At 55.2% G+C, this 24,690-nt stretch carries 20 protein-coding genes and 3 pseudogenes; 11 read left to right on the forward strand and 12 right to left on the reverse strand.

Annotated elements, in window-relative coordinates; genetic code table 11:
* Nucleotides 1-238: 238 nt before the first annotated feature.
* The 7 genes and pseudogenes from I6L39_RS10730 to I6L39_RS10760 all read right to left on the reverse strand — a co-directional run.
* Nucleotides 239-415: pseudogene (locus I6L39_RS10730) on the reverse strand (IS5/IS1182 family transposase); the annotation flags it as partial.
* A gap of 275 nt (nt 416-690) precedes the next feature.
* Nucleotides 691-1,782, reverse strand: coding sequence for a succinylglutamate desuccinylase/aspartoacylase family protein (locus tag I6L39_RS10735; RefSeq protein ID WP_216989644.1), 1,092 nt, complete (start codon nt 1,780-1,782; stop codon nt 691-693).
* A 324-nt stretch (nt 1,783-2,106) separates the two neighbouring features.
* Nucleotides 2,107-3,348, reverse strand: a complete 1,242-nt coding sequence (locus I6L39_RS10740) for a site-specific integrase (protein ID WP_216989645.1) — start codon at nt 3,346-3,348, stop codon at nt 2,107-2,109.
* A gap of 492 nt (nt 3,349-3,840) precedes the next feature.
* Nucleotides 3,841-4,275, reverse strand: coding sequence for a DUF2787 family protein (locus I6L39_RS10745; protein WP_216989646.1), 435 nt, complete (start codon nt 4,273-4,275; stop codon nt 3,841-3,843).
* Nucleotides 4,272-4,892 (reverse strand): hypothetical protein, encoded by a 621-nt coding sequence (locus I6L39_RS10750; protein ID WP_216989647.1) that lies wholly within the window; start codon nt 4,890-4,892, stop codon nt 4,272-4,274. Before I6L39_RS10750 ends, I6L39_RS10745 begins: the two co-directional genes overlap by 4 nt.
* Nucleotides 4,893-4,914: 22 nt before the next feature.
* A complete protein-coding gene (locus I6L39_RS10755; protein ID WP_216989648.1) occupies nt 4,915-5,217 on the reverse strand; it encodes a YkvA family protein in 303 nt (100 codons plus the stop codon).
* Nucleotides 5,214-5,762, reverse strand: a complete 549-nt coding sequence (locus tag I6L39_RS10760; RefSeq protein ID WP_216989649.1) for a hypothetical protein — start codon at nt 5,760-5,762, stop codon at nt 5,214-5,216. Before I6L39_RS10760 ends, I6L39_RS10755 begins: the two co-directional genes overlap by 4 nt.
* Nucleotides 5,763-6,631: 869 nt before the next feature.
* Here I6L39_RS10760 and I6L39_RS10765 point away from each other — a divergent pair.
* The gene (locus I6L39_RS10765; RefSeq protein WP_216989650.1) at nt 6,632-7,114 is read left to right on the forward strand and encodes a HEPN domain-containing protein; all 483 of its coding nucleotides are present in this window, start codon (nt 6,632-6,634) and stop codon (nt 7,112-7,114) included.
* A 62-nt stretch (nt 7,115-7,176) separates the two neighbouring features.
* Here the strand turns inward: I6L39_RS10765 and I6L39_RS10770 are convergent.
* Nucleotides 7,177-7,362: pseudogene (locus I6L39_RS10770) on the reverse strand (transposase); the annotation flags it as partial.
* Between the two features lie 452 nt (nt 7,363-7,814).
* Between I6L39_RS10770 and I6L39_RS10775 the strand changes: the two are divergent.
* The 3 genes from I6L39_RS10775 to I6L39_RS10785 all read left to right on the forward strand — a co-directional run bounded on the left by I6L39_RS10775 (nt 7,815) and on the right by I6L39_RS10785 (nt 11,957).
* Complete coding sequence (locus tag I6L39_RS10775) at nt 7,815-9,539, forward strand: S8 family serine peptidase (protein ID WP_216989651.1); 1,725 nt, start codon at nt 7,815-7,817, stop codon at nt 9,537-9,539.
* An 84-nt stretch (nt 9,540-9,623) separates the two neighbouring features.
* Nucleotides 9,624-10,571 carry an IS481 family transposase gene (locus I6L39_RS10780; protein WP_216989652.1) on the forward strand — a complete coding sequence of 316 codons (948 nt, stop codon included), beginning with the start codon at nt 9,624-9,626 and terminating at the stop codon, nt 10,569-10,571.
* A 165-nt stretch (nt 10,572-10,736) separates the two neighbouring features.
* Nucleotides 10,737-11,957, forward strand: coding sequence for a PKD domain-containing protein (locus I6L39_RS10785; RefSeq protein ID WP_216989653.1), 1,221 nt, complete (start codon nt 10,737-10,739; stop codon nt 11,955-11,957).
* A gap of 231 nt (nt 11,958-12,188) precedes the next feature.
* Here I6L39_RS10785 and I6L39_RS10790 read toward each other — a convergent pair.
* Nucleotides 12,189-12,977, reverse strand: a pseudogene (locus tag I6L39_RS10790) (IS3 family transposase); the annotation flags it as partial.
* Nucleotides 12,978-13,174: 197 nt separating this feature from the next.
* On the opposite strand from I6L39_RS10790, the gene deoC reads away from it, so the two are divergent.
* From deoC to I6L39_RS10815, 5 genes are all read left to right on the forward strand, one after another.
* A complete protein-coding gene (deoC, locus tag I6L39_RS10795; protein WP_216989654.1) occupies nt 13,175-13,888 on the forward strand; it encodes a deoxyribose-phosphate aldolase in 714 nt (237 codons plus the stop codon).
* 38 nt (nt 13,889-13,926) lie between these two features.
* The gene (locus I6L39_RS10800) at nt 13,927-15,456 is read left to right on the forward strand and encodes an FGGY-family carbohydrate kinase (protein WP_216989655.1); all 1,530 of its coding nucleotides are present in this window, start codon (nt 13,927-13,929) and stop codon (nt 15,454-15,456) included.
* Nucleotides 15,453-16,781, forward strand: a complete 1,329-nt coding sequence (fucP, locus tag I6L39_RS10805) for an L-fucose:H+ symporter permease (protein WP_216989656.1) — start codon at nt 15,453-15,455, stop codon at nt 16,779-16,781. The genes I6L39_RS10800 and fucP overlap by 4 nt, the downstream gene beginning before the upstream one ends.
* Before the next feature lies 1 nt (nt 16,782).
* Nucleotides 16,783-17,157, forward strand: a complete 375-nt coding sequence (locus I6L39_RS10810) for a VOC family protein (protein ID WP_216989657.1) — start codon at nt 16,783-16,785, stop codon at nt 17,155-17,157.
* A gap of 71 nt (nt 17,158-17,228) precedes the next feature.
* A complete protein-coding gene (locus I6L39_RS10815; protein ID WP_216989658.1) occupies nt 17,229-17,990 on the forward strand; it encodes a DeoR/GlpR family DNA-binding transcription regulator in 762 nt (253 codons plus the stop codon).
* A 175-nt stretch (nt 17,991-18,165) separates the two neighbouring features.
* Here the strand turns inward: I6L39_RS10815 and I6L39_RS10820 are convergent, their stop codons facing one another.
* Both I6L39_RS10820 and I6L39_RS10825 read right to left on the reverse strand, forming a co-directional pair.
* Complete coding sequence (locus I6L39_RS10820; RefSeq protein ID WP_254203630.1) at nt 18,166-18,348, reverse strand: hypothetical protein; 183 nt, start codon at nt 18,346-18,348, stop codon at nt 18,166-18,168.
* Nucleotides 18,349-18,932: 584 nt separating this feature from the next.
* Nucleotides 18,933-21,209 (reverse strand): immune inhibitor A domain-containing protein, encoded by a 2,277-nt coding sequence (locus I6L39_RS10825; RefSeq protein ID WP_216989659.1) that lies wholly within the window; start codon nt 21,207-21,209, stop codon nt 18,933-18,935.
* 432 nt (nt 21,210-21,641) lie between these two features.
* Here I6L39_RS10825 and rraB point away from each other — a divergent pair, with 432 nt between their 5' ends.
* Entirely contained in the window at nt 21,642-21,977 is a 336-nt protein-coding gene (gene rraB / locus I6L39_RS10830; RefSeq protein WP_042078026.1) for a ribonuclease E inhibitor RraB, read from the forward strand.
* Nucleotides 21,978-22,053: 76 nt separating this feature from the next.
* Here the strand turns inward: rraB and I6L39_RS10835 are convergent, their stop codons facing one another.
* On the reverse strand, nt 22,054-24,024 hold the full coding sequence (locus I6L39_RS10835) for a bifunctional diguanylate cyclase/phosphodiesterase (protein ID WP_216989660.1): 1,971 nt from the start codon (nt 24,022-24,024) through the stop codon (nt 22,054-22,056).
* 171 nt (nt 24,025-24,195) lie between these two features.
* Here I6L39_RS10835 and I6L39_RS10840 point away from each other — a divergent pair, with 171 nt between their 5' ends.
* Entirely contained in the window at nt 24,196-24,690 is a 495-nt protein-coding gene (locus I6L39_RS10840) for a hypothetical protein (protein ID WP_042078021.1), read from the forward strand.

Consider the following 24,690-nt stretch of genomic DNA (forward strand, 5'->3'; position numbering starts at 1 on the left):
AACTAAGTCCACAGAAGTGTTTCGCCATGACCATTTCTATTCTTAGAGTTCTGCTATAGCCGGAATGCCTTGATGATGTGCTGATTCAAAAGTGTGCCGTCTGGAGTGATTTTGGTTTCAAGTCTCCCCCCCCCTCAAAAAACGCAATGCTGCTCATTTATCTAATGGCTGAGCGGTATTGATAGATATAGACGGCGTTGTTGCCTAAATCGGTCATTGAACCAGCCCCGAGGGATAGCTACACGTGCGGCTTTCTCACAGGCAGACCCAGGGTGTTCAGCTTGTTCATAGCGCACACATACGCCATCACTTCACCCACCTGGTTGTTGTAATTTCGCAAACTCAGCTTTCCTGCCAACAGCTGCTTGAACCGCGACATCGCCGTTTCCGCTAACGAGCGCCGATGATGGCCAGTAGAGGGGTTTTGTTATCAACTGGCGAGAAGCTGTTGAGCGGGCCAAGAAGGCCACTCTTGTCGGGTTGGTGTTGACTGACAACGAGAGGCCGATATGACAGTCTCACCCTGTCAGACAGAACTCGATGCTAACTACACCGTATAACCAAACGAGGGGCCTACGGGCCCCTCATGCTTTGATTTAAATGTGATGCTCAACAAACATTGTTTGGTGGATCATCCAAAGCTGAACTTAACAGAAATGTGTTCCTTGTCGCGATGGTGATAACCCTTACCTAGCAACCATTTTTGCAGGTGTCAGCGGGGTTTTGCCCCAGAATCCGAACCAGTAATGCCCGAGGCTCACGTACCGCATCAGTGCCGACTGCAAGCACTTTACCGTCCATATTTGCAGTATATTCGGCCACTACATCCCCAAAAGCATTACGCTGCAAGGCAACCTTCTGGCCCTTCTTCACATCGTCCCCCAACTTGACGAGGACTTCTGCAAAGCCACCAGTCGTTGCCCGAATCGAGCTCATTTCATTACCTATGTATGTCTTGTGGCTCTCGGCGGTGGCCCCAGGCTTTCCATCTATCACCTTGTAGTGGCTCAATACGTTTAAAGCCCCCTGTAAGCCTCGATCGATCATATCCTGTTGATACACCCGTGGCTCGCCTACTTCTGCGGTTATAGCCGGAATGCCATTCTCCACAAACGTAGTTTCCATCGACCCTGCTTCACCAGGATCCTTTTTGATTTGGTCGGCAGGGAACAGTTCTGCAATGGTCTTTACATCCGCATTGCGATAGTCGGCATAGATAAAGAGTGGGTACGCAGTTCCTGTAGACTGGGTGTGATAGTCGATAGCCAAATCGACATTCCCTTTGTAGATTTTGTTCCACATCAGCCATGCCTGACGCTCGGGAGCATTGCCTATCTCTTTCCCTGGATGGATCCGGTTGTAATCGATTACATCACCGCCGTCAGTCGAAATTGCCCAAGTACGCGACACGCGCTCCAGACCAGAACGGTTGGGACCAATAACGCCAATGACAGTCCCTTTCATCTTTGCCGGTTCAATTTGTGCCATCGCCTTTTGTACGATCCGAACACCATTGAGCTCGTCACCATGTACACCAGCCTGTAGCAATACTTTTTTACCATCGGCAGCCCCTTTGGCCACCATGACCGGCACGTACCAACGTTGACCAGTTCCGGTCTCGACGCCCTCAAACATAAAGCGGTGCTGGCCTGTGGCAAGATCAGCTACATCGAGTGCTGAAATCACAGGTACGCCTTGGACCTTATCGCCTGTGTACTGGGTGGCTGCCTGAGCAACCGAACCAAAAAGTGCTAATCCAACAGCAAACGCAATATAACGCATACGCCTCTCCATGATGCTCAATATGATTAGTAAATCTCGACTCGATAAGCTGGCAGGCAGTCCAAGGCTAAAAACATGTCGAGATGACTAGGCTATCAAGGAGATATGTCGAGTATCTACTTTGGGTTAGAAGAAATGTGACGCTAAGACATAGTCTCTGGCTCATTGAAGACAAATGAATCCAGCCTCCCTTTGCTGACATGCAATAGCTCAAGCCCGTTTGGTGAGATTGTCGCTGTTGGTAAGGAGCGTGAGCTAACACCGCACCTCGGGCGGCTAAACCGTGATATCGGTATCTCACTTTGCCGTGAGATACCGATGTTCCTAGCTGGCCTGAACCCACTCGCCCTCTTCGGGAAGCGGCTGCGGCTTGGATGGTACTGAACTGGTCAGGGCATCATGGATGCAGTTGGCTATTTTCTGGCTGGTCTGCTGCATCCGTGTGTTATGCAAGTGAGCATAACGCAGTGATGTTTGACTGCTCCGGTGTCCGAGTTGGGATTGCACATCAAACAGGGTGCCGCCGTTGGAGACAATCAACGCCGCGACCGAATGACGGCAGGTGTGCAGGCACACCCCCTCCTTATCTATACCGGCCCGCGCCAGCATCCGCTGAAAACCCTTGGTGGGATTTTGCAATGGCTGCCCTTGCCGCTTTCCTGGAAACAGATAGGGATTTCCATCTGTCACCGGCAAGTAGTTCAACAGCTCCACCGCCATATGATTCAGGTGCAACACACGGCTATGGCCATTCTTGGTGTGGGGAATGTATAGGGTCTTGTCCTCCTTGTTGTAGTGCTGCCATTTGGCCCTTGCCAGCTCGGCCCGGCGCAAGCCGGTGAGCAGCAACATCTTGACGTACTGACCGGTATAGAAACTTTCATGCTGATCGGCAGCCCGGAACAGGCGGCGTATTTCATCTGGAGTGAAGTAGCGTTCCCGCCGATTGTTCTCTCGCAGCAACGACACCAGGGCTGCGGGATTCTCTTTAATCAGCCCGGCACGGGCCGCCCAGGTCATGATGGCCTTGAGCAATGCTAATACTCGATTGCAGGTGGCCGGTGTGAGGCGCTTGAGCAACATCTGTTGCATGTTCTGGATGCGGGTGACGGTGATCTCTTCCGGGATCAGATTGCCGAAGATTGGCCGTAGGTGATTACGGAAGCGATGTTCATCCGTCTTCCAACTGCGATTTCGAGATTGCAGATAGGGGAGATAGTCTTCCTGAAACAAATTGCTCAGGGTCTTCTGGTTGCGCTTGTCCTCCTTGGCCTGTTGCGGGTCAACGCCTTCGGCGATCTTGCGTTTGTAGTCGAGCGCGAGCTTGCGAGCCGCGCTGACATCCAACGCGGGATAGTGCCCCAGGGCAATGGCCCGCTTGCGCCCATGTATCTGATAACGCAGCAGGAATTTGCGACGGCCTTCCCCTTTGCCAACCAGACAGCGCAGACCGGTCACGTCAGTATCAGAATACTCCGCTTCGGTACTGCGAGCGTCATCTGGGTTAGGGGGGAGATCGGCAATTCGCCGGTTGGTAAATTTAAATCGGGTGGGTGTTTCGTTCATGGTTCGCTCCTCAACATGTGAGCTGGTTAGACACGGCATAGGCCCCCTTCACAGTGGAAAGGAGGTCTAATCCCTGTCTCTGGCTTGGCGGTTGAAGTGGCCGTTGCTCATCGCGCCTTGGCCTGACTGGCCCGGCACGATGACAACGCGGGAAAGGTGAGTGAGCTGATGGCCGCCCCGGTCGCTACCCGGTCCGATCCCGTAAAAATGCTACCGAGCCCCGTGTCCGCCCCGCACGAACGGGGGAATACGGGGCTGGTTTTTCCCTTTGAGGGATTGGGCTTTTCCATCTCAACCCCGTGAACCCGCGAAATTTGCGGAAATAATGGGGGAGTGAATGAAGAGGTCGGGTTGCCCCGCACATTCACGGCGAGCCCCGTGCCCGCCCCGTGTGAGCGGGGGGAAACGGGGGCAGGTTTTTCACTTATAGAGACTGAGTAATTCGACGCCAACCCCGTGAACCCGTGAAATTTGCGCATTAACAGGGAGGGATCATTCAGTGGCTACCCTGATCGCGTAGACACCCAGCGACAGGTAGGTGAGGATATTTCCCTCCCATAATTCATAGAACTCACCCAACTCAGACAACGGCACCACATGCGCATAGGCAATCAGCCCTTCCTGGCTTGAGAAGTCAAAATCGACCTCCTTAGCCAATTCGGCATAGTCACCCATGCCGACATAGGAAAAGTCCGTCATATAGACCAAGGACCATAGATTTCCTCGGCGTTGCAGACGGATCTCCACCGGATGAAAGCCGCCGGTTTCCGGGCCATAACCCGGATCACGAAAGTTCATCGTGACAGCACGGGCTTGGTGCCATGTGGGATGGTGCGTGTTCAGCAGGTCGGTTAGACATACGGCGAGCCGGGGTGAAACCGGCAGAGGGAGTCCCTGCCAGTTCAGTGCTATGTCACGGTTGCTCATGGCTGGGTCTCCTCACTGGCCGCCGGGTCTGCGGTTTCAACTTCACCCCCTGTCTCATCCATCTTGTCTGACAAACCGGCCTGGTCGTTGGCTGTTTCCAAAAACGGGGGCTCATTGCCTTCCTCGATGGTTTTCTCATCGGTCGTGTCATCTTGGCCCTTCTGCTCCTTGGCTTTTCCCTTGCGAGCCTGTTTATCCATATTGGCCGGTTCACCCAGCTGAGTAGACCAGTCGCTGAGGGATAGGCCGATCCGGTGGAACGGTGAGTTGGGCTCGGCGGCGACCAGCAACTTTTCAGATCGCAGGATGGCGGCGAGGAAGCCGTGGTTATTGGCACTGCCTCGAACAAACAGCGCCTTGAGCGCTACCGATTTGAATGGAGCATCCTTGAGAAGGTCCAGCAGTGCCAGGATGTCATCGAGCGATAACCAGTGTTTGCTGAACAGGCCACCCGTGTCGTTTGCGGTAATGCGAAGGGCGTAGCGACCTTCATCGTTCTTGCCCACCTCGTAGTGCAGCAAACCACTGGCCCGAGCGCTTATCTTCGGGGCCTTAGCGGATTTAATAACAGTCCAGACCGGAGCAGCCGACGCTGCCGGTTGTGTGGCTTTAGCCATAATGAAATTCCTTCTGAAGGGATTACTTGAAGAAGTCAGCCGCTTTGCTGCGATGACCTTGATGAATATGACTGCCTAACGAGGCAATGGCACCGCTGATAACCCCCAGGTCATCGGTGAGACCGACGCCGGGGATAAAGTCCGGTACGGCATCGACCGGACAGAGCAAATAGGCGAGTGCGCTGACCACGATGGTCTTGACCCACACAGGCGTCTGCTCGTCGGTCATCAATAGGTAGAGCAAGACGGCCTGCTCTACCAGCAGCTTCATACCCTTGATGTGTTTGAGCTTGGCGAGTAGCGAGGAGCGGTTGATCTCGGTCATGCGGCCCACTCCCCATCCCACTCTGACTCTAGCGCCAGGCTGACCACGCCATCGCAGATATCCAGGACCGGAGCCGCGTTCCGGGCGGTGACGTTGAGCAACTTGAACACCGGATGGTCTTTATCGTGCAGCGCCACTTGTGTGCCCTCCAGAGCAATCCAGCGCTCCGGTAACGGCAACCAGTAGACGGCTTGCTCGGCACTGTCCGTGGTGAAGCTGCTGTCCCCCATGTCCCACACCTCTTCAAAGATGCCGTTGTCCAGGTCATGGGTAGCCTGACCGGAAAAGCGAGCAATCGACAGCACCAACTGCCCTATCTGATTAGAGGGCAGTTGGTGCAAGGTGTAGGTGTTGGTGTGACTGAAGATGGCGACCAATACCGGCAGACCGGGCATCGGCAAGGATTCCGGTACATAACGACCGTGGATGCGGATGGCTTTGACCAGTTGATGATGGCGCAGCAGTGCCCGCGACAGGGTATCCAGATAATCCTGAGTCGCGTTTTTGCCCTCGCCAATGGCATCGAATAATGAAAGTTCAGACATGGATATCTCTCCTTTGAATTCAAATCACCGGAATGGCTATTGGACATCAAAGGATTTATATATATTCCAATTGATAGGCTATTCGGCAGTTGGCGTAACCTTAAATATTGATATTGTTTATTTTCCACTCCGTTGTTCTCTCGCGCGCGAGAATTTTTGTGCAGATATAAAAATTGATTTTTTATATTTACATTATCGATAGGGGGCTGTAAATTTATAAATAATCAAGGGCAAAGTGATGGCTGAGTTGATGGGTGGATGAAAGATTTTTGATCAGGTATGGGAAAAATTACTTCCATCCTTAAGGAGAAAAACATGATTAACATATCAAACCTGATCATAAATCCAATCGACGCCTTTCAGATTAATGAACTCGTAAGTCGCGACCATCGTGAGAAGTTCGATTTAAATTCATTTGAGGAGAGTATTTATCGTGCATTGAGATCTATATTTGGTGCTGAGTTGGATGATGTCCTCATAGGAGACCGATTTTACGCATACAAACTCAAACGACGGCTGGCAACGCGCAAAGAGAAAGTACAATTAGGGCGACTGATTGTGCGCAGAATCCCCGCGCTAATCCCTGCCATCAAGAGCTACCCGCAGCGGTACCCTGAAGAGTTTAGAAGCTGTCGGAGATTGTTCCAATGCGTGAAAGCAAAGAAACGACTAGCTAAAATTACTTTACACATATCTTGAATAAGTAACCCCTAGAGATCAACGCTAGGGGTTCAAAACCAGTAGAGCCAATAGTGGAGGCAGGATGAATTCGCTTTGTGAGCGACCTAGCTTTTTTTATGAATTTTTATTTCTTAGTTTGGATGTGAGAGTTATATTGGTTGATACGTTTTATTTTCGAGTGTTGAAGTATGAAGGTTGGTGCTTTTAGGCGGCAAGTCAACGTTTCACAAGAGTATTTGGCTCTAGCTCGTTCGGATGAGATTGCTGCAGAGAAATTATCACAGGTTGATTGCTATAGACAGGCATGCTATTTCATTATCCAGTCTATGGAAAAATATATAAGGGCTAAGATATTTAGCTTGGTAAGAGCAGATGTTAAATACTTTAGGGATGAGAACAGAAATCATTCATTAGATTCTGCAGTTGATTTTCTTATTAAGGTCATAAGTTCAGATCCTATAATTCAAAAGCAAGTGTCAAAGCAGTTGGCTGAGTATGTGTTGGTTAATACAAAATATAACCACCTTCATAATAATCTCAGATATCCAGCTTATTTTTCAAAAAGTGAGTCATATTCTATGCTTGATGTTAGTAGAGAGGACTATCAAATGTTATTTAATCGACTCTCATCATTAAAGCATTTCCTGAATGACATCAATAAACTGTCATAGGGGAAAGCGAGAAACACGTTCAATAGTTGCCTCATTTTAAGACTGTGAGATGTCTAGGGAATTAGGGACGATTCAGGGCCGAAACGTTCTGGCAGATCTCGCCAAGGTGCACCGGTGTGGAGTATCCAGAGAATGCCATTGAGTACCTGGCGTGGCTCGCGAGTAGGACGTCCGCTTATGTGGTGGTATGGGAAAAGGGGCTCGATAAGCCTCCATTGTGCATCGGTCAACTGGTAACGACGGGACACTGCATAGGTCTTAAGCTATTGAGAGGATGTGAGATTATATCTTCATCACTTTAAGAACACAGCCTAGCTTCGAGGAGCCTGGGTAATAACGAAAAAGTATTACCCCTACTGACTCAGTGACTATGATTGTTACTCATTAAGAATGCTCGTGGCTTACGAGCGATGCGAAAAACAATTTCGTATGACTATACCACTGCTCAGCTGCAACGATTACACCTGACCCTTGGCCTCCAGTTTCACAGGACTGATACCAAACCGCGTTGGACACAAATGAGTTGGTGTGATAGCAGTGCTGGCATTGAAATTAGCTGCAGGCTCAATAGATACACAAGCAATGCTGCTTGTTCAGTGCAGCTGAGTTTTATAGGGGTTCACGAAAGTAAATGTGCCTCATTTGAATGTGGCTTAAATCAGCAATGCATCCGGTCACACTACTTCAGGAGATACACATAATGGAAATGCTTTGTAAATGGCAATTCCTTAGGCGGCTGCTGACTATGTGGCTGCCACTATTGGTGGGATGCTCTTTGATAGGTGGAGCGATGGCCATGACACCAGCCAAAGAGATGACCAAGGTGCTTATCTCTTTCAGCGTCCAGCCTGGCGCATCGGAGGAGGTGCTGGTGCGTGGCTTGGGCGGCAAGATCAGGCACAACTACCATCTGGTACCAGCCCTCGCCGCAACAGTCCCGCTGACAGCAATCCCCGCGCTGCGCAGGAACCCCAACATCACTGACATTGAACTAGACATTGAGGTGCATGCTGTTGATGCGGAGTTGGACAATAGCTGGGGTGTACGCCACATAGGCGCCGGCACGGCCCACGCCAGTGGTAACAGAGGGAATGGGGTCAGGGTGGCCATACTGGACTCGGGGGTTGATACCAACCATCCGGATCTGAACTATGACCCTGGCTGTAGCGCCAACTTCGTGGATGGTGAAACCATCGAGGATGGCAACGGTCACGGCACCCATGCCGCCGGCATTGTGGCTGCACTGGATAATGATATGGGCGTCGTGGGGGTTGCCCCCGAGGCAACACTCTGCATCTACAAAGTGTTGAACAACGCAGGCAGCGGTAACTTCAGTGACATCATCGCCGCCCTGCAACAAGCCATTACCGATCATGTTCAGATCACCAATAACAGCTATGGCAGCGCTGGCGATCCCGGCAATATTGTTCGTGACGCCTTCGATAACGCCTATGCTGCTGGTTTGCTACACGTCGGCGCGGCAGGCAACAGCGGAAACCCAGCAGGCACCGGTGAAAACTGCATATTTCCCGCCCGCTGGAGCTCGGTGATAGCCACCGCCGCCACTACCTCGAGTGACGTCCGGACCAGCTTCTCAAGCACCTGCCCAGAGGTGGAGTTGGCCGCCCCAGGCAACCTGATCCACTCGACCATCCCTGATGCCGAATATGGTGACATGAGCGGTACCTCCATGGCCTCTCCCCATGTGGCCGGCACAGCGGCGCTGGTGTTGGCAGCAAATCCAGGCTGGAGCAACGAAGAGATCCGCCGCCAACTGCAGGGAACAGCTCAGGATCTGGGTGAACCCGGACGAGATACCAGCTATGGCTATGGTCTGATCAATGCAGCACTGGCCAGTGGGAGCGGCGCAACCAACCAGCCACCTCAGGCGTACAGCCAGACAATGACCACGGATCAAGATAAACCGGTGGCCATCACCTTGAACGGCAGTGATCCGGATGGTGACCCCTTGAACTTCAGTGTCCTCAACGTCCCAACCAAGGGTGTCCTGAGCGGCACACCGCCGACCCTGATATACACTCCGGACCCTGGCTTCAGCGGCTCAGATAGCTTCACGTTCACCGTCAGTGATGGTGAACTTGCCAGCACGGCGGCACTGGTTTCCCTGACAGTGCTTCCTGTCATTGCGACAGACACAGTCTCCATCAGCAAGGCGACCTACAGCGCCAAGAAGAAGAAGCTGGACCTGGTTGCAACCAGCTCAGCTGGTAGCTCTGTGGCCTTGACCGCTAAAGCTTTTTCCTCCAATGGCATTGTGCTCGGCAGTGTATCCCTCTCTTACAGCCGCATTCAGGGCAAGTTCACCGGCTCCATAGCTGGCCTCTCCACTAAGCCGTTTAAAATCGTGATCAGCTCTAGCGGTGGTGGCTCGGATAGTGTGGAAGGAAATGAAATTGGTGGCTAGATGTGATCTCTCTGTAGGTTGTTCACTCGGGGCATTCCCGCAAAATTGGAGGCGCCAACCAAACCAATCATCCGAGGTGCCCGAGTGAGCAACCATAAAAATGCCCGATTAACCCTCTTCGGTCGACAGCTTCTTGTCCGACGTATCCTTGAACAAGGCCTGCGCGTTGAAGAAGTGGCTCACGCCGCCGGGGTCAGCACCCGAACCGCTTACAAGTGGCTCACGCGATATCGCCAGGAGGGACCTGATGGGTTGCACAATCGCTCTTCTCGACCAGCATCCTGTCCCCACGCCATCGATGACCAGCGGCAACAGGTGATTATCGCACTGCGCAAGCAACGACAGACCTATCGGCACATCAGCCAAGCGTTGGGCATAGGACACAGTTCCGTCGCCCGTATCCTGCAACTAATGGGACTTAATCGACTGGCGAATCTGGCGCCTGCGGCTCCGGTACAACGCTATGAACATGAGAAACCGGGTGATTTGCTGCATTTGGACATCAAAAGGCTGGGGCGTTTCCGTCGCCCCGGCCATCGAGTCACCGGTACCCGCAGCCAGGACTCCCCCGGCGCGGGATGGGAGTATGCTCATGTGGCGATTGATGCTCACTCCCGTGTGGCGTTCAGCGCCCTGCATCCTGATGAAACTGGACGCAGTGCCTGCCTGGCGCTGTTACAGGCTCTTCGTTACTACGCCTGGCTTGGTATTCGTTTCAGTCGGCTAGTCACGGATAATGGCGCGTGTTACCGGTCGAAACGCTTCCAGAAGTTGTGTCGTCGGTTGGGGCTCAAGCACCTGCGCACCAAGCCTTACACACCACAAACCAATGGAAAAGCAGAGCGCTTCATTCAGACAGCCCTGCGTGAATGGGCCTATGCCCGGAGCTATGAATCGTCAGAGCAACGGGCAGAGCACCTGCAACCGTGGCTGCATGAGTACAACTGGCATCGCCCTCATGCCAGTCTGAACTACCAGCCCCCAATCAGCCGTCTTCAATCTGTGAACAACCTGGTGGGTTTACACAGCTAAAGGCTGGCCGCCAAACATATCCATAAAACTTGAACCAAGTAACAAGCAAGGTAGGTGACAAACCCAATCTAATGTCGAGGTCGCGAAGTACCAGTGGGTGCTTTATTGAATCCTGTGTAACGAGTATGAACCAAGGAAAGAAACACAGTTGCTAAGGAGAACATCATGTTAGGTAACCTTGATTTATTTAATCTGAAGCAGTGGCGGATGCAGATAACGGGCATGCTGGCGCTGATGGCAATGTTGTCGATATCACCGGCCATGGCGGTAGAAAGCACCTCCCTTAACGGCGAACCCCCTCCCATCTCCGTTGCCCAATCACAGTTGGGACAATCGGTGCCGGCCTCGGTGATCGTGCTACACAATGGCCTGGAGTGGGTATGGGCCAGCCCCTGTGCACAGGGAGGGTGCACCGCTGGCATTGACGTGGGCCACGATGGTTTCGTGTTTGCGACTGCAGCCCAGTGGGCCCTGCGCCCCCCCGTCGCTGCCTTCACCGGCAAATGTGCCTCTCCATGGTTTGACCATACATGGGATCACTGTGACGTGGGGGATGCATTACTCAATGACGGGACGGGGGAGGGCAATTTCTACGGATTCGGAACGGTTGGATCTGCCCCCTCCGGTGGGCTCCCAGCGGGATTCGACGGAACGCTCCCTATGAATAGCGTGGGAGAGACCTGGCTGGTTCGCATCCCCAACGATCCGCCCGTCGCCGATGCGAATGGCCCCTATGTGGTACCCGTCCTCGGTACTACTCCCTTTGATGGCTCAGGATCCTCCGACCCCGATGGTGACCCCCTGACATATGCCTGGACTGCAGATGGAGGCACATTGGATGACAATATGGCGGAGCTTCCCACTTACACGGCAGGGGCCGTCCCCGGTATCTATGATGTGACCTTGGTGGTCAACGATGGCACTGTTGATTCGGAGTCCTCTGCAACCACTGTCGTCGTATACGATCCAAAGGGAGGTTTTGTTACCGGTGGTGGCTGGATTGACTCGCCTGAAGCGGCCTACAAACTCGATGAGAGTCTCACGGGTAAAGCCAACTTCGGCTTCGTCTCCAAATACCTGAAGGGGGCCACAGTCCCAAGCGGGAGCACCCAGTTCAACTTCCAGGTCGGAAACCTCAACTTCCACTCCAACGTCTATGAGTGGTTGGTGGTCAACCAGAATGGGCATAATGCCCAGTACAAAGGCACCGGCACCATCAACGGAACAGGATCCTATGGGTTCATGCTCTGGGCCGGTGACAACGGCACCACAGGCGATTCGTTCCGCATCAAGATCTGGAACAAGGGCGATAACGACAGCCTGGTCTATGACAACGGCGTCGATCAACAACTTGGTGGCGGGCAGGTCGTCATCCACATTAAGTAGTAATCTTCATCTTTCGCTGGTTCATGACATTCAGGAGCGGGCCGCAATGGCCCGCCTCCTTTTGGAATAGATTGCAGGTGCTGGTGATGTATGCGGGTTAAATGGATAGCCTCTTTTTGCGGCCTGTGCCCGCAAAACACTGCATTTTGCACGGCGTAATCTCTGATCGTGCAGCCTCTATGAGTCGCTGGCCTTAGTCTTCATCTTCGTTGTCTGCAGCCTATGTAGTGGTCAACTAAAACCGGACACTTGATTAGGCCGATCCTCGGCTTTTGCTGGCGCGATCCCGTCATTGTGTTGATGTGGACGCCGCCAGTTGTAGTAATCCATCAGGTAATAACTGATATCCCGCTTTGCTTCCCTCAGGCTCACGTATCCCGTTGCCGGGAGCCACTCTGACTTCAGGCTCCTGAACAATCGCTCCATCGGTGCATTGTCCCAACAGTTGCCACGCCGACTCATGCTCTGGGTCATGCGATAGCGCCACAGCCGCTGCCGAAATGCCCGGCTGCAATATTGGCTGCCTTGGTCGGAGTGAAACAGCATGCCTGACGGACAACCTCGTTGCTGATACGCCATCTCAAGTGCTTTGATGGCCAGCTCGGCATCTGGTTTATCTGACATCGCCCACCCCACAACCCGCCGGGTATGCAGGTCAAGCACCGCCGCCAGGTAATGCCAACGGCCACCTGCCCAGACGTAGGTGATATCGCCACACCACACCTGATTGGGTTGTTGGACATCAAATTCACGGGCCAGCAGATTGGGAATATCCGGTCGTTCAGACCGGGCGACCTGATAGCGATGAGTGCCCGGTTGCTTGGATACCAGACCGGCCTCCTTCAGCAGACTGCGCACTTTGAATCGGCCAATGTGATGCCCCAGCTCTCGCATCATCGACATCAAGGCGCGGCTGCCCGCTGAGTTCCTGCTTTCTTTGAACAAACGGTGCAACTCGCTGCGTTGCTGCATCCGCTCACGGTTAATCCTCCGCTTGCGGGCCAGATAGTCGTAAAAACAGGGGTGATTCAGGGCAATAACGCCGTTGCCATCTGTAAAAATTAGTCTACCTCACGTGACCATCAACTGTGGGTGTGGTTAACCCCCCAGTAGAAAAATTTTCGACCTAGATCACAAAAGCGATAGCTTTCATTTCATGTGCCAAATCCTTTCATATATTGTCATCTCACCTAAAACATGAAAGGAAAGAGAAGTATATGAACGAAAATACACGCCGCTTTGCCCGTATGATCGATCTAAGTGCGGTACAGGCCACCAGCACCGAAGCCGATATCCGCCAGTGTGCTGAGTTGGCTATTCGCTACAACATCATTGCTATCCATGTATTGCCCTGTTGGACGCGCTTTCTGAGCACTCTTCTGCCAGATGGTGGCCGCGGCGAAATCATGATTGGCGGTCCGGTGGGCTTTCCCTCTGGCGGCCATGCAACAGATACCAAAGTGCAGGAAGTACGCCAGCTGATTTGTGATGGTGCACGTGAGGTGGATATGGTGGTGAACATCGGCAAAGTCCTGTCCGGGGATTATGACGCGGTTCGAGAGGATTTATCCCGTGTGGTGCAAGCAGCAGCGCCGGTTGAAGCCAAGGTGATCCTTGAAACCCATTACTTGAATGAAGAGCAAATCCGCAAGGTATGCGATATCGCTGTAGATGTGGGTATGCAGTGGATCAAAACGTCTACTGGATGGGCACCAACCGGCGCAACCACAGAAAAAGTGGCAATCATTGCCGATCAACTGCAAGGTCGCATTCGCATTAAAGGTTCTGGCGGCATTCGTGATTTGGATACGGTACGCGAGCTATATCGCCTGGGCGTGCGCCGCTTCGGCATGAGTGCGGCTGCAACCGAAAAAGTGTTGTCGCAGCTGGAAGCCGACCCGACCTTATTCCCGGAACTGAACGGCAACTAATGCAGTAAAAAACATCGCCAGGGAGAAAATGAAAACAAATGAAAGATACCCTACTCACTCTGGATATTGGGACCGGCAGCACTCGCGCCGGTCTGGTCTCTCACCGGGGAGACATTATTGGCTTCGCCCAGCGCGAATACGGTCAAATCACGCCACAGCCGGGCTGGGTAGAGCAACCACCTTCGCTGTGGTGGCAAAGTGCCTGTGAAGGCATCCGCGAATTACTGCACCGTTATCCAGAATACCGTACGCGCATTGCCGCCGTTGCCGTGTGCGGACAAATGCATGGCACAGTGCTATTGGATGCCGATGGAGAATTGGTGTGTGATAGCGCTTTGTTGTGGAATGACAAACGCGCACAACCACAAGTTGCTGCGTTTCGCAGTCGTGGGAATGCAGAACATTGGTTGGCACATCTGAACAATCCACCCACGCCTGCCTGGCCCGCGTTTAAAATGGCCTGGCTGCGCGAACACCAGCCACAGCTGTGGGAGCGTGTTGCTTCGGTGTTGATGCCCAAGGACTACATCAATTTCCGCTTATCCGGCGTACGCGCCACCGACTACAGTGAGGCCTCCTGTTATTACCTCCTGGATAGTACCACTCGCCAATGGTCGGCCTCCGCGTTAGCAGAATTTGGGTTCAGCGCAACGGTACTTCCTAGCCTGCACAATGCCGATGAGGTCATTGGACAAATTACTGCAGCTGCGGCGCAAGAAACCGGCTTGCCAGTGGGTATTCCGGTCGTTGCTGGGGTAGCGGATATGGCCGCTACCTTATTAGGTTCAGGCGTTTGGCAGCCAGGTAGCGCCTCAGACAGCACGGGAACCTCCACATTACTCACCGTGGTCAGCGATAAACCGCTGTTGCACCCACAGGTAAATAATTTGCATCTTGCGAACCCAGCTTGGGGTGGTTTTACCATTCTGGATGCCGGTGGCGATGCTATGCGCTGGTGGCGTCAGTTACTGGGTGCCGAGCACTACTCCCATCCGCAACTGTTAGCAATGGCGGAAACTGTGCCTGCCAACTGTGAGGGACTACTGTTTGTGCCTTATTTAACAGGTGAGCGTCTGGGTAATCATACCAACTCTCGAGCGCAATTCTTCGGGCTTCAACGTAAACACAGCGCCGCACATCTGACTCGCGCCGTGTTGGAAGGTGTTGCTTTGGCTGGTAAATACAATTTGGATCGGCTGACTGCCTGCACCGGAATGCCAAGCCATCTAATTGCATCAGGCGGAGGCGCGCGCAGTACTCTGTGGTTGGAAATTAAAGCTGCCGCCTACAATCTGCCCATTTTAAAAACCGCCAATGTGGAAAATGGCACAACTGGTTGCGCAATTATCGCTGGCGTGGGTGTCGGCCTGTTCAGTGATATTGCTGCGGGGGTCCAGCAGTGCGTTAGCATCGAACGCGAAATTCTGCCAGATCCGCGCCTACGTGATGACTACCAGCGTGCCTTCCTCCTTTTCCAACGCCTTTGCCAGCAAACCAGTGTGCTTTATGACGATCTGGATTCGTTATCTAGTCTGCCATCACCGCAAACCGCAGGAGCGACATCATGAGTGAATTATCTGTCCGCAAACCGAAAAAAACTGAAGGTGAGCTTGTTCCGCTTAATAGCAGCGCTTACTTGCCCACAACCCCCTGGTTGCAGTTACTTATGGTGTGCTGTCTATTCGCCCTGTGGGGCATGGCTGGTAACTTGAACGATATCCTGATTGCGCAGTTTAAAAAGGGATTTGATCTAAGTGATACGCAAACTGCACTGGTACAGTCTATCTTCTTTATGGGTTATTTTCTGGTAGCGTTACCCGCGGCTGCCGTTATTAAACGCTACTCCTATAAGGTGGCGATTATTATCGGCCTGACATTATACGCCTTAGGCTGCTTCCTATTTATACCAGCCTCACATATTATGACCTATGGCGCATTCTTGGCCTGTCTTGGTGTGATTGCCAGCGGTTTATCATTCTTGGAAACGTCGGCAAACACCTATTCCAGCCTGCTCGGCCCAATAGAAACCTCTACCCAGCGCATCAATTTTTCGCAGATCTTCAATTCTGTTGGTGTAATTCTTGGAGTGTTGATTGGCCAGCAGCTGATATTTGGCGAAAACGATGCCACTCATGAGGAATTGTTGGCGATGCCCGTAGAGCAAGCCGATGCACTGCGCCAGCAAATGGTGTCTCAAGTGGTTACCCCCTACCTAATTATTGGCTCGATACTGGTGGTATTGGCGCTGATCTTCGTCGCGGTGAAATTCCCCTCCTGCAAACCCGTTCAATCGGCGAACAAGTCAACAGTGCCTTTGCTTCCAGCACTTAGAAGCTTGCTATCTATACCGCATTTTCGTCTAGGTGTGCTGTCGCAATTTCTGTATGTTGGCGCACAAGTTGGCCTGTGGAGCTTTACTATCCGCTTTGTACAGCTTATTGAAAGTGGTACGACTGAACACTCTGCGACCTGGTGGCTGCTCGCTACTCTACTGTGTTATTCCAGTGGCAAAGTAGTGACCACGCTGTTGATGAAGCGCTTTAACCCCGCTCTATTGTTGGGCCTGTTCTGCACGTTATGTGTGGTGTTACTCACCTTTGCCGTTACCGTGCAGAGCTTGGTGGCCGTGGTCGCGATTATGGGTGTGAACTTCTGTATGGCACTGTGCTGGCCAACCAACTTTGGATTAAGCATCAAAGGGATGGGCGAGAACACCCAACTAGCAGGGTCAATTGTGGTGATGTCGATTATCGGTGGCGCCGTGGTTCCGCTCGTGATGGGGATAATCTCTGACCTGAATGGCGGAGATATGCAGTTGGCTTTTGTCATACCGCTGCTGTGTTTCGCTTACGTTGCGTTTTTTGGATTCTGGTGTCACCGCAAAGGAGTGTGAGATGAATCCTGTAACTGGTTTAGCCCACATAGGCCTGCGTACTGGCGATATAGCCGCCGCCTGCAGCTTTTATGGCTCACTGGGTTTCGTTGAGGTGCAATCAATTCATGGCGATGTGGAAGTCCGTTTTATGAAGTTAGACAGCATCGTGATTGAGCTGTATCAGTTACCTACCAGTGGGCTAACCCGCGATGCACAAACTCGCGGCATCGATCACGTCGCACTGCGTGTTGTGGATCTGGACGACGCTCTTGCTTGGGTGAACGCATTGGGTCATCCCATCAGCGAAGGTCCAGCAGAACAACCGGGCATTGCACGTTACTTTTTGATTAACGGCCCTGATGGAGAACGCATCGAATTCAGCCAGTCGCATTAAATTAACAGGGGAGACGGGTTCTCCCCTGTTAATGCTATAGTACGTGCACCATTAGCTCTCCCGGAGTCACTATGTTTGTTGAGGAACGCCAGGAAAAAATCCTCGCAATTCTGAAAGAGAAACGAAAACTGTCCGTCACTGATATGAGTGAACGTTTTAACGTATCCGGCGCGACGATCCGTACTGATCTGCGGCTAATGGAAGAGGCTGGACTACTGACGCGCACCCATGGTGGCGCGATTATGCGTACCCGCGTTAGCTTCGAGATTGGCTCCGATCAGCGTGAAAGCTTAAATCTATCAGCCAAAGAGCTAGTTGGTCAGCGTGCTGCCGGATTGGTAGAAGATGGCGACATTATTGTGTTGGATACTGGCACCACTACCTTGCACATCGCCCAGCACCTACGCGAGCGACGTAATCTGACCGTAGTGACCAATGATTTTATGATTGCCCGCACGTTAGAGGATTTTGACGGCGTACAGACTATTCTGCTCGGTGGAATGGTGAAAAAGGGCTATCACTGCGTCACAAACTGGAGCAACCAATCGATGCTGGATACGCTGAACATCGATAAAGCCTTTATGGGTGTCAATGCATTTTCTCTGCAACGTGGAGCCTGTGTGGCAGATATGCTGCTGGCAGAAACCAAACGGCAGATGGTGCAGCACGCTAACCAATTGATTATAGTCTGCGACCACAGCAAGTTAAACAGCACATCTTTGGCACAATTCGCCCCATCAGAACGCGTAGACACTCTTGTGGTCGACCGACTTCCAGAAGAAAATAGCGAAGCCTGGCATGATTCAGGTATTGCACTATTGGGGGTTGAATAGCGTTTACGGGTGATAGGTATTGCTTCCGCTTGTAAACCTACAGCGGCAGCAGGGAGATCAGCTCAAACCGCTCAAGACGGGGTCATTTGGGTTATTTCTAATCCTACGATTACCTAAAGATAATACCCATTTTAGGTTCTTCGTCGGGTAATCCCCCCGAAAAACAATGTGGGGATTACCGTGTAATCTTGATCTGATTACGTGCATTTCTACCGCCTCCAGGCATTTTTTCAAGGCAGCCTTTCTCTAACAAGTCGGCCAGATGGCGGGTCGCGGTGGCTTTACTGACCTTGGCCACCTTCTGATATTGGCTGGCGCTGATACCCTGCAAAAAACCGTTCTCGCCGCCATCCAACACCCTGTTTAACACCTTGAACTGCCCAAAACAACGTCGCATATGAGCCAAATCGAACGCACATTCGGCTCATATGACGAGCCGAATATAACGAGAACTCGGCTCACGACACAACCGGTATCACGTAGAGTTGGCAGGGAGGGCACGCGTTGTTCGTAGGAAGTGGGGGTCATGTCAGGGGAGGGGGGCGTACTTTGCTATCGGTTGTCAGATGAAGCAGAGGATCAGAGGTCCGGGGATTATTAATCCCGAGCTTGGTGAGAAACCTTGCCAGAGATTGACCAGAAACGCATAACAAAAAGGCCCCGCATTGAAAGCGAAGCCTTGTGGAGTGTGCTGTCCAGAGCTGTGATATGAAAACTGTCATGGGGATTTTCAATCCCCTGCTCTACCGACTGAGCTATCTGGGCAACGGCGCGCATTAAACCCTTTCTGGACCGAGGTGTCAACCACGGGGTGCAGATTGCGGTGTCGTTCGCTCGATAACCGAGCAATCCCCCCTTCATCGGCACTGTTGTCCTGCCTCGCACTGCGTTGTACGGTGCCGAAAAAGGGGGCCCTGGGCCCCCTGGTCATCAGTGTCGTGCTCAGTGGCGGCTGACGATGATCCGCCCGGTGCTCATGTCACGGGCCTGACCGGTGACGCCGATCTTGAGCCCGTATTCGGGCAGCAGGCGACCGGCATCCGGGATCTCCTTGCTCTGGTAGCTGCGGGAATCCTTGAACACCCGGTTCGGGGTGATCCAGAAGTCGCGCAGCAGGGAGCCGCTCGGGTGTTTCAGGTTGAGCGGCTGCTGGAAGCCCAGGCTGAAGGTGGCGTCGTGGATCTGGTAGCGGGTGCCGGCCACGGCACCGTCGCTCCACTTGAGGGTGCGCTGATCCGCATCCACCACCCCGAGGAAGCCCTCACCCGGGTGGACACCCACCCAGTTGTTGACCTGGCTGTTGTCCACGTACCAGAGCAGCATGCCCGGCTCGTAGCGCATCAGCTGGTCGGCCACGTTGATGTGGGCCAGCCCCTTGTCCACCCCAGCGTGGTTGCGCCACTCGGCCAGGTAGTAGTGATCCTTGGCCTCGTTGCCGTTGCTCTTCACAAAGCCGGCCAGGGTGAAGGCAGAACTGCCCTCGGCCCCGTCGCTCAGCAGGGTGTCGCCATCGGCGAGGATCTGCAGCTCGTCCACGAACAGCCCGTTTTCGGCCACGCCGCCATCGCTCTGGTATTGCAGAGTGAGGGTGACCTGCTGACCGGCCCAGGGGGTGAGATCGAACTCGGCATCGGTCCAGCCGTTGGAGTTGCCGGTGATGCCGATCCCGAAGCCGATCCCGTTGGGATCGTCGCTGGTGGTCAGGTTGCCCGGGATGGGCTGGCCATTGACCAGCACCCTGGCGTAGTCGTACCCCTCTTCAATCTGATACTTGGCCTTGAAGCCGAGGCTGGCGCTCTGTTTGCCGCTCAGATCCAGCTTGAGGCTCATGCGGTTGTCGAGGTTGTTGCCCTTGCCGCCGTGGTACTGGTACTGGCCGGCGTAGGGCGGGTTGAGCGGGATCTGCTTGGCCGGCAGGTTGATGCGCACCACGTCGTCGTTGCGCCCCTTGTCGTTGGCCTGATCCAGCATGTAGACGTTGCCGCGGGGGCTGAGATCGGCGAGCTGCACGTTGCTGCCGTGCAGCCAGTTGCCGCCGAGGGAGGCCTGCAGGAACTCCTTGGCCCAGGCGGAGAACCCGGTCGGCTCGGTGCCGCCGATGACCCCGGCCCAAGAGCCGGACGACATGATGGACCAGGTCGCCACCGGTTCCCCCTTGCCGGTGTACTTGGTATCGTACTCGTCCGGCAGCCCCAGATCGTGGCCATATTCGTGGGCACAGACCCCGGCCGCCGCATCGATGGGCTGGATGGTGTAGTCGTAGGCGGCAAACTGGCCGCCGAAGTTCTGGCTCGGGCTGCTGGTGCCGGGGATGGGGTAGGGGGCACCCAGATTCCAGCGGTGGGCCCAGATGGCGTCTTCGCCGAGATCGCCGCCTCCTGCCTCCTCGCCGACGCTGGAGTGGAAGATCATCAGGTGGTCGATGAGGCCGTCCGGCTCGTTGCGGTTGCCATTGCCGTTGAGATCGTAGCGATCCTCCTGGTCAAATTGCGCCAGATCGATGGCAGGGTCTCCTGCCACCTGGATCAGCGCCTCCTTCACCAGCTCCCGGATGGTCTCCGGGGTGGCGTTGGCGCCGTAGTAGGCGGCGTTCCTGTCGGCGGTATACCAGCCCGCCACCTGACCGCGCACGCTGTAGCTCTGGCCGGACTGCTGCTCGTAGAACTGGCGCATGGAGATGAACCGCTCGCCGTTCGGGCCGGCATAGCCCTTGGAGGAGAACAGCAGATCGTTGTAGTGCGCCGGGGTGTAATCCGGGTAGTACATCTTGGTGAGCTCGGGGCGCACGCTGTTCTTCGGGTAGTCGGGGAAGTCCACCAGGATGGCGAGGATCTTGTCCTTGCGCATCTGGCCCCGGTAGTGCTCTTTCTCGATGGCCTTGAGCAGCAGGGTGGGCACCCGATCGCCGGGACGGGCGGTGCCGTTGAGGCGGATCTTCTTGAGGATGGTCTCGCGCACCTTGCCCTCTTTCACCGCCAGGGTGCCGCCATTGCCCTGATAGGCCCGCGATTTCTCGCGGTAGTAGCGGGCGAGGGCCGCCTGCTCCTGCTCGGGGGAGGCCAGGGTGGGGATGCGACCGCTTTTTTTAAGCATCTCCAGCACCTTCACCTCGTCGGCCAGCGGGGCATCGAACGGACCGTGGACCGGGGCGGCCATGGCCTGGTTTCCAATCATAAGGGTTGAGCCGACAAGCAGGCTCATTATTGTTTTTTTAGGCATTATCTATGTGCTCCTTCACATGATCAGAAAGGAGCCTGGCGGGCTCCTTTTCCGGGCGGGTGATGATTCACCCGCGTCCCTTGATACCGCCAGGCGGTCCATTTGTCATCCGGGGTGGCGGTGGAGGGAAACCCTGGCTGTCGTGAAGAGGGCAGGGGAATGACCAGGTAAAGTCATAGCGGCAAGGATGTATCCATCGGAATCCAACCTTGGGGTGGAGCATTGCACTGATTTTCCCCTTTTGGGGGGGACCACCATCTGGGAGGAGAGGAGTCCGGCAGCTATCTTCTCCCACCGATTGAGCCAGCAGCACTCTGCGGGTATGCTTTGCCGCAATCATCCCCCCGAGACCCGGGACGGCGCCGTCCGGTGCACCCGCCAGTCGGGGCTGACCTCCATCCAACACCGCCTGGGGTTTATATGAATACCAATATGCAAGAGTGGCGCGAAGAGACCGCCGCCATCGTCAACGAATTGCTGGCCGATGGCAGCAATCCGGATCTGGAGTACGAGATTGAGCATCACTTTGCCTGCCAGAAGTTCGATCTGCTGGAGAAGGCGGCGGTGGATCTGTTCAAGGCCGGGTTCGAGGTGACCGACGCCGAGGAGATGGAGCTGGACGACGGCGCCACCATCTTCTGCTTCGACGCCACCGTGGAGTGCAAGCTGGATGTGGAGACCATAGTCGCCGACATCGAGAAGATGCTGCCTATCCTCGAGAAGTACGGTGTGGATTACGACGGCTGGGGCACCTACTTCCAGGAGTAAGGGTGCCGGGGGCGCCTGTGCACCCTCAGCAAACACGACAAGGCCACCTCAGGGTGGCCTTGTCGTTGGTGGCGCATCAGGCCGGCAGCTGGTAGTTGCGGGCGAAGTCCGCGGGGGGCAGGGGGCGGCTGAACAGGTAGCCCTGCAGCCGATCGCAGCCGGCCTGCGCCAGCCAGGTCTGCTGCTCCGCCGTCTCCACCCCTTCGGCGGTGATTTTGATGCCGAGCTCGTGGCCCAGACCGATGACGGAGCGCACTATGGCGGTGGTGGCCTGGTTGGTGGCCAGCCCCTGGGTGAAGCTTCTGTCCAGCTTGAGGGTCGCCACCTGCAGCCTGGGCAGGTAGGCCAGGGAGCAGTAGCCGGTGCCGAAGTCATCGATGGCGAGCTGGAAGCCCGCCTCGATCAGGCTGGCCAGGTTGCTCTCGATTTCGTCGGCGTTTTCCATCAGCACCCCTTCGGTGATCTCCAGCTCCAGCTGCCAGGGGGCGAGGCCGTGGCGTTCGATGCAGGCGAAGATCTGCGGACAGAGCTCGGGATCGCGGAACTGCAGCGGCGACAGGTTGATGGAGAGCACCAGATCCGGCGCCGCCACCTGCCAGCGGGCGAGCTGGGCACAGCCCAGCTCCAGCATCAGCTGGCCGAGCTGACCGATGAGCCCCAGCTCCTCCGCCAGCGGGATGAACTCGTCCGGGGAGATCATGCCGAACTCCGGATGGGGCCAGCGGCAGAGCAGTTCGGCTCCGTGCAGCCGGTTGCTGTGGGTGCAGATGATGGGCTGGTAGACGGCGGTCAGCTCGGCGGACTTGATGGCGAGCGGCAGCTGGACGGCGATGAGCTGGCGGCGTTTGAGCTTGGCATCCAGCTCGGGGTCGAACAGGGTGCAGTGTTGCTGCTGGCGCTTGCCCTGGGCCAGGGCGGCCTCCGCGTGGCTCAGCAGCCGCTCCGCATCCTTGGCCTTGCCATGGGCGATGCCGAGGAAGACCGGGATCTGGATCCTGTGCTCCTCCACCTGGTAGGGGATCATCAGCTCCTGTTGCAGATTGCGGCTCCACTCGTCCAGGGAGAGGGGGAGCTCGGGCAGCAGCAGGGCGAAATCGTCGGCGGCCACCCGGCAGAGCAGGGACTGGGGCGGTGCCAGCCGTTGCAGGCGGCGGGCGACCTGGCTCAGCAGGCGGTCGGCGATGCGGATGCCGAAGCGATCGTTGATCTCGCGAAAGTGCTGCAGGTCGACCAGCAGCAGGCTGGCCTTGCGGGCGCCGAGATGGCGACTGGTCTGCAGGAAGTGGGAGAGCTTGAGCAGGCCGGTCAGGCTGTCGTAGTGCTGCTCCTGTTGCAGCTGGGCCTGGGTGGTGCGCAGCCCGGTGATGTCGCGGCTCAGGGTGAGGATGCCGAGGGAGTTGCCCTCGTCGTCCGGTACCTCGACCCGGGTGACCTCCAGGTGGCGGCCCTGACCCTGGGCATCCACCACGCAGTATTCCCCCTGCCCCAGGGTCTGTTCGACGGGCAGACGGGGCGGCACACGCCGACCCAGGGCCTCGCTGGCGGCGAGCCCCATGAAGTCGAGGAAGGCCTGGTTGCAGTCGATGAGCACGCCCTGGTGATCCTCGAGGCGAATGAGGTCCGGAATGGCGTCCAGCAGGCGGCGCTGCAGCAGCTGCTGCTGACGATAGGTCTGCTCCAGCTCCTTGCGCTGGTCGATGGCGCTGATCATGGCAAACAGGGCGATGGGCTCACCCTGTCCGTCATAGAGGGGGACCTTGTGGATCTCCATCCAGCCGGTGGCGGCACCGTTGTGGCAATGGAGCTGCTGATGCAGCAGGGGCTTGCCCTCGGCCAGCAGGCGATCGTCCTCCTCGCGGAACACATCCCCCCAGGGCATCTCGGCATCGCACTTGCCAATGACCTCATCCGGGTGCTGCAGCCCGGCCTCCCTCGCGAAGACCTTGTTGGCAAACAGGTACCGTCCGTTTGTATCCCGGCAGAAGATATTCATGGGTAACTGGTCGATGATCTGCTGCAGCAGCGCCAGGGAGAGCGAAGAATTCACGGGAGCACTCACGGGGGAGACTTCGAGCAAATCTATGATAACAGGCAAGTTTTGTAAAGCACGGGTTAAGAGTCTGCCATTTATGCGGATCCCTGCTGACAGTCTGTGTCGCGATCGCCATAATAGCCGCCGGTTGGCCTATGGCCGGATTATATGGATGAGAGAAGCAGCATGAAAAAGATAGTGGGAGTAGCACTGGCCCTGCTGATGGTGGGTTGTGCCAGCGACAACAACGGTGGCGAGCAGTACCGCTATACCCCGCCGGTAGCCAAGGCGACCAACAACACCCAGGAGATGGCGATCCCGGTGGATCTGGTGTGGGCCCGCGCCGAGAAGTGGTTTGGCGATCACGGCCTGAACATCGAGAACAGCCAGCGGGGCTCCGGCCTGATGACCGCCAACGTCGAGAACTCGGCCGAGGGGCTGGAGTGGCTGGATTGCGGCACCATGGGGTCCAAGGTCGCACTGGGCAACCCGAACCTGCAGATCAACCTGATCATCACCCAGAGCGGCAACAACAGCGTGGCGACCGTCAACGTCAAGGGCAACACCCAGCTCTACTTCGTCGAGTCCTCCGGCGAGCGCGTACTGGCCCCCTCCATCACCCCGGTGTGTGTCTCCCGCGGCAGCCTGGAGCAGAGCCTGTTTGCCACCCTCGGCAACTGA

Source organism: Aeromonas sp. FDAARGOS 1409, assembly GCF_019048705.1.
GTDB lineage: Bacteria > Pseudomonadota > Gammaproteobacteria > Enterobacterales > Aeromonadaceae > Aeromonas > Aeromonas sanarellii.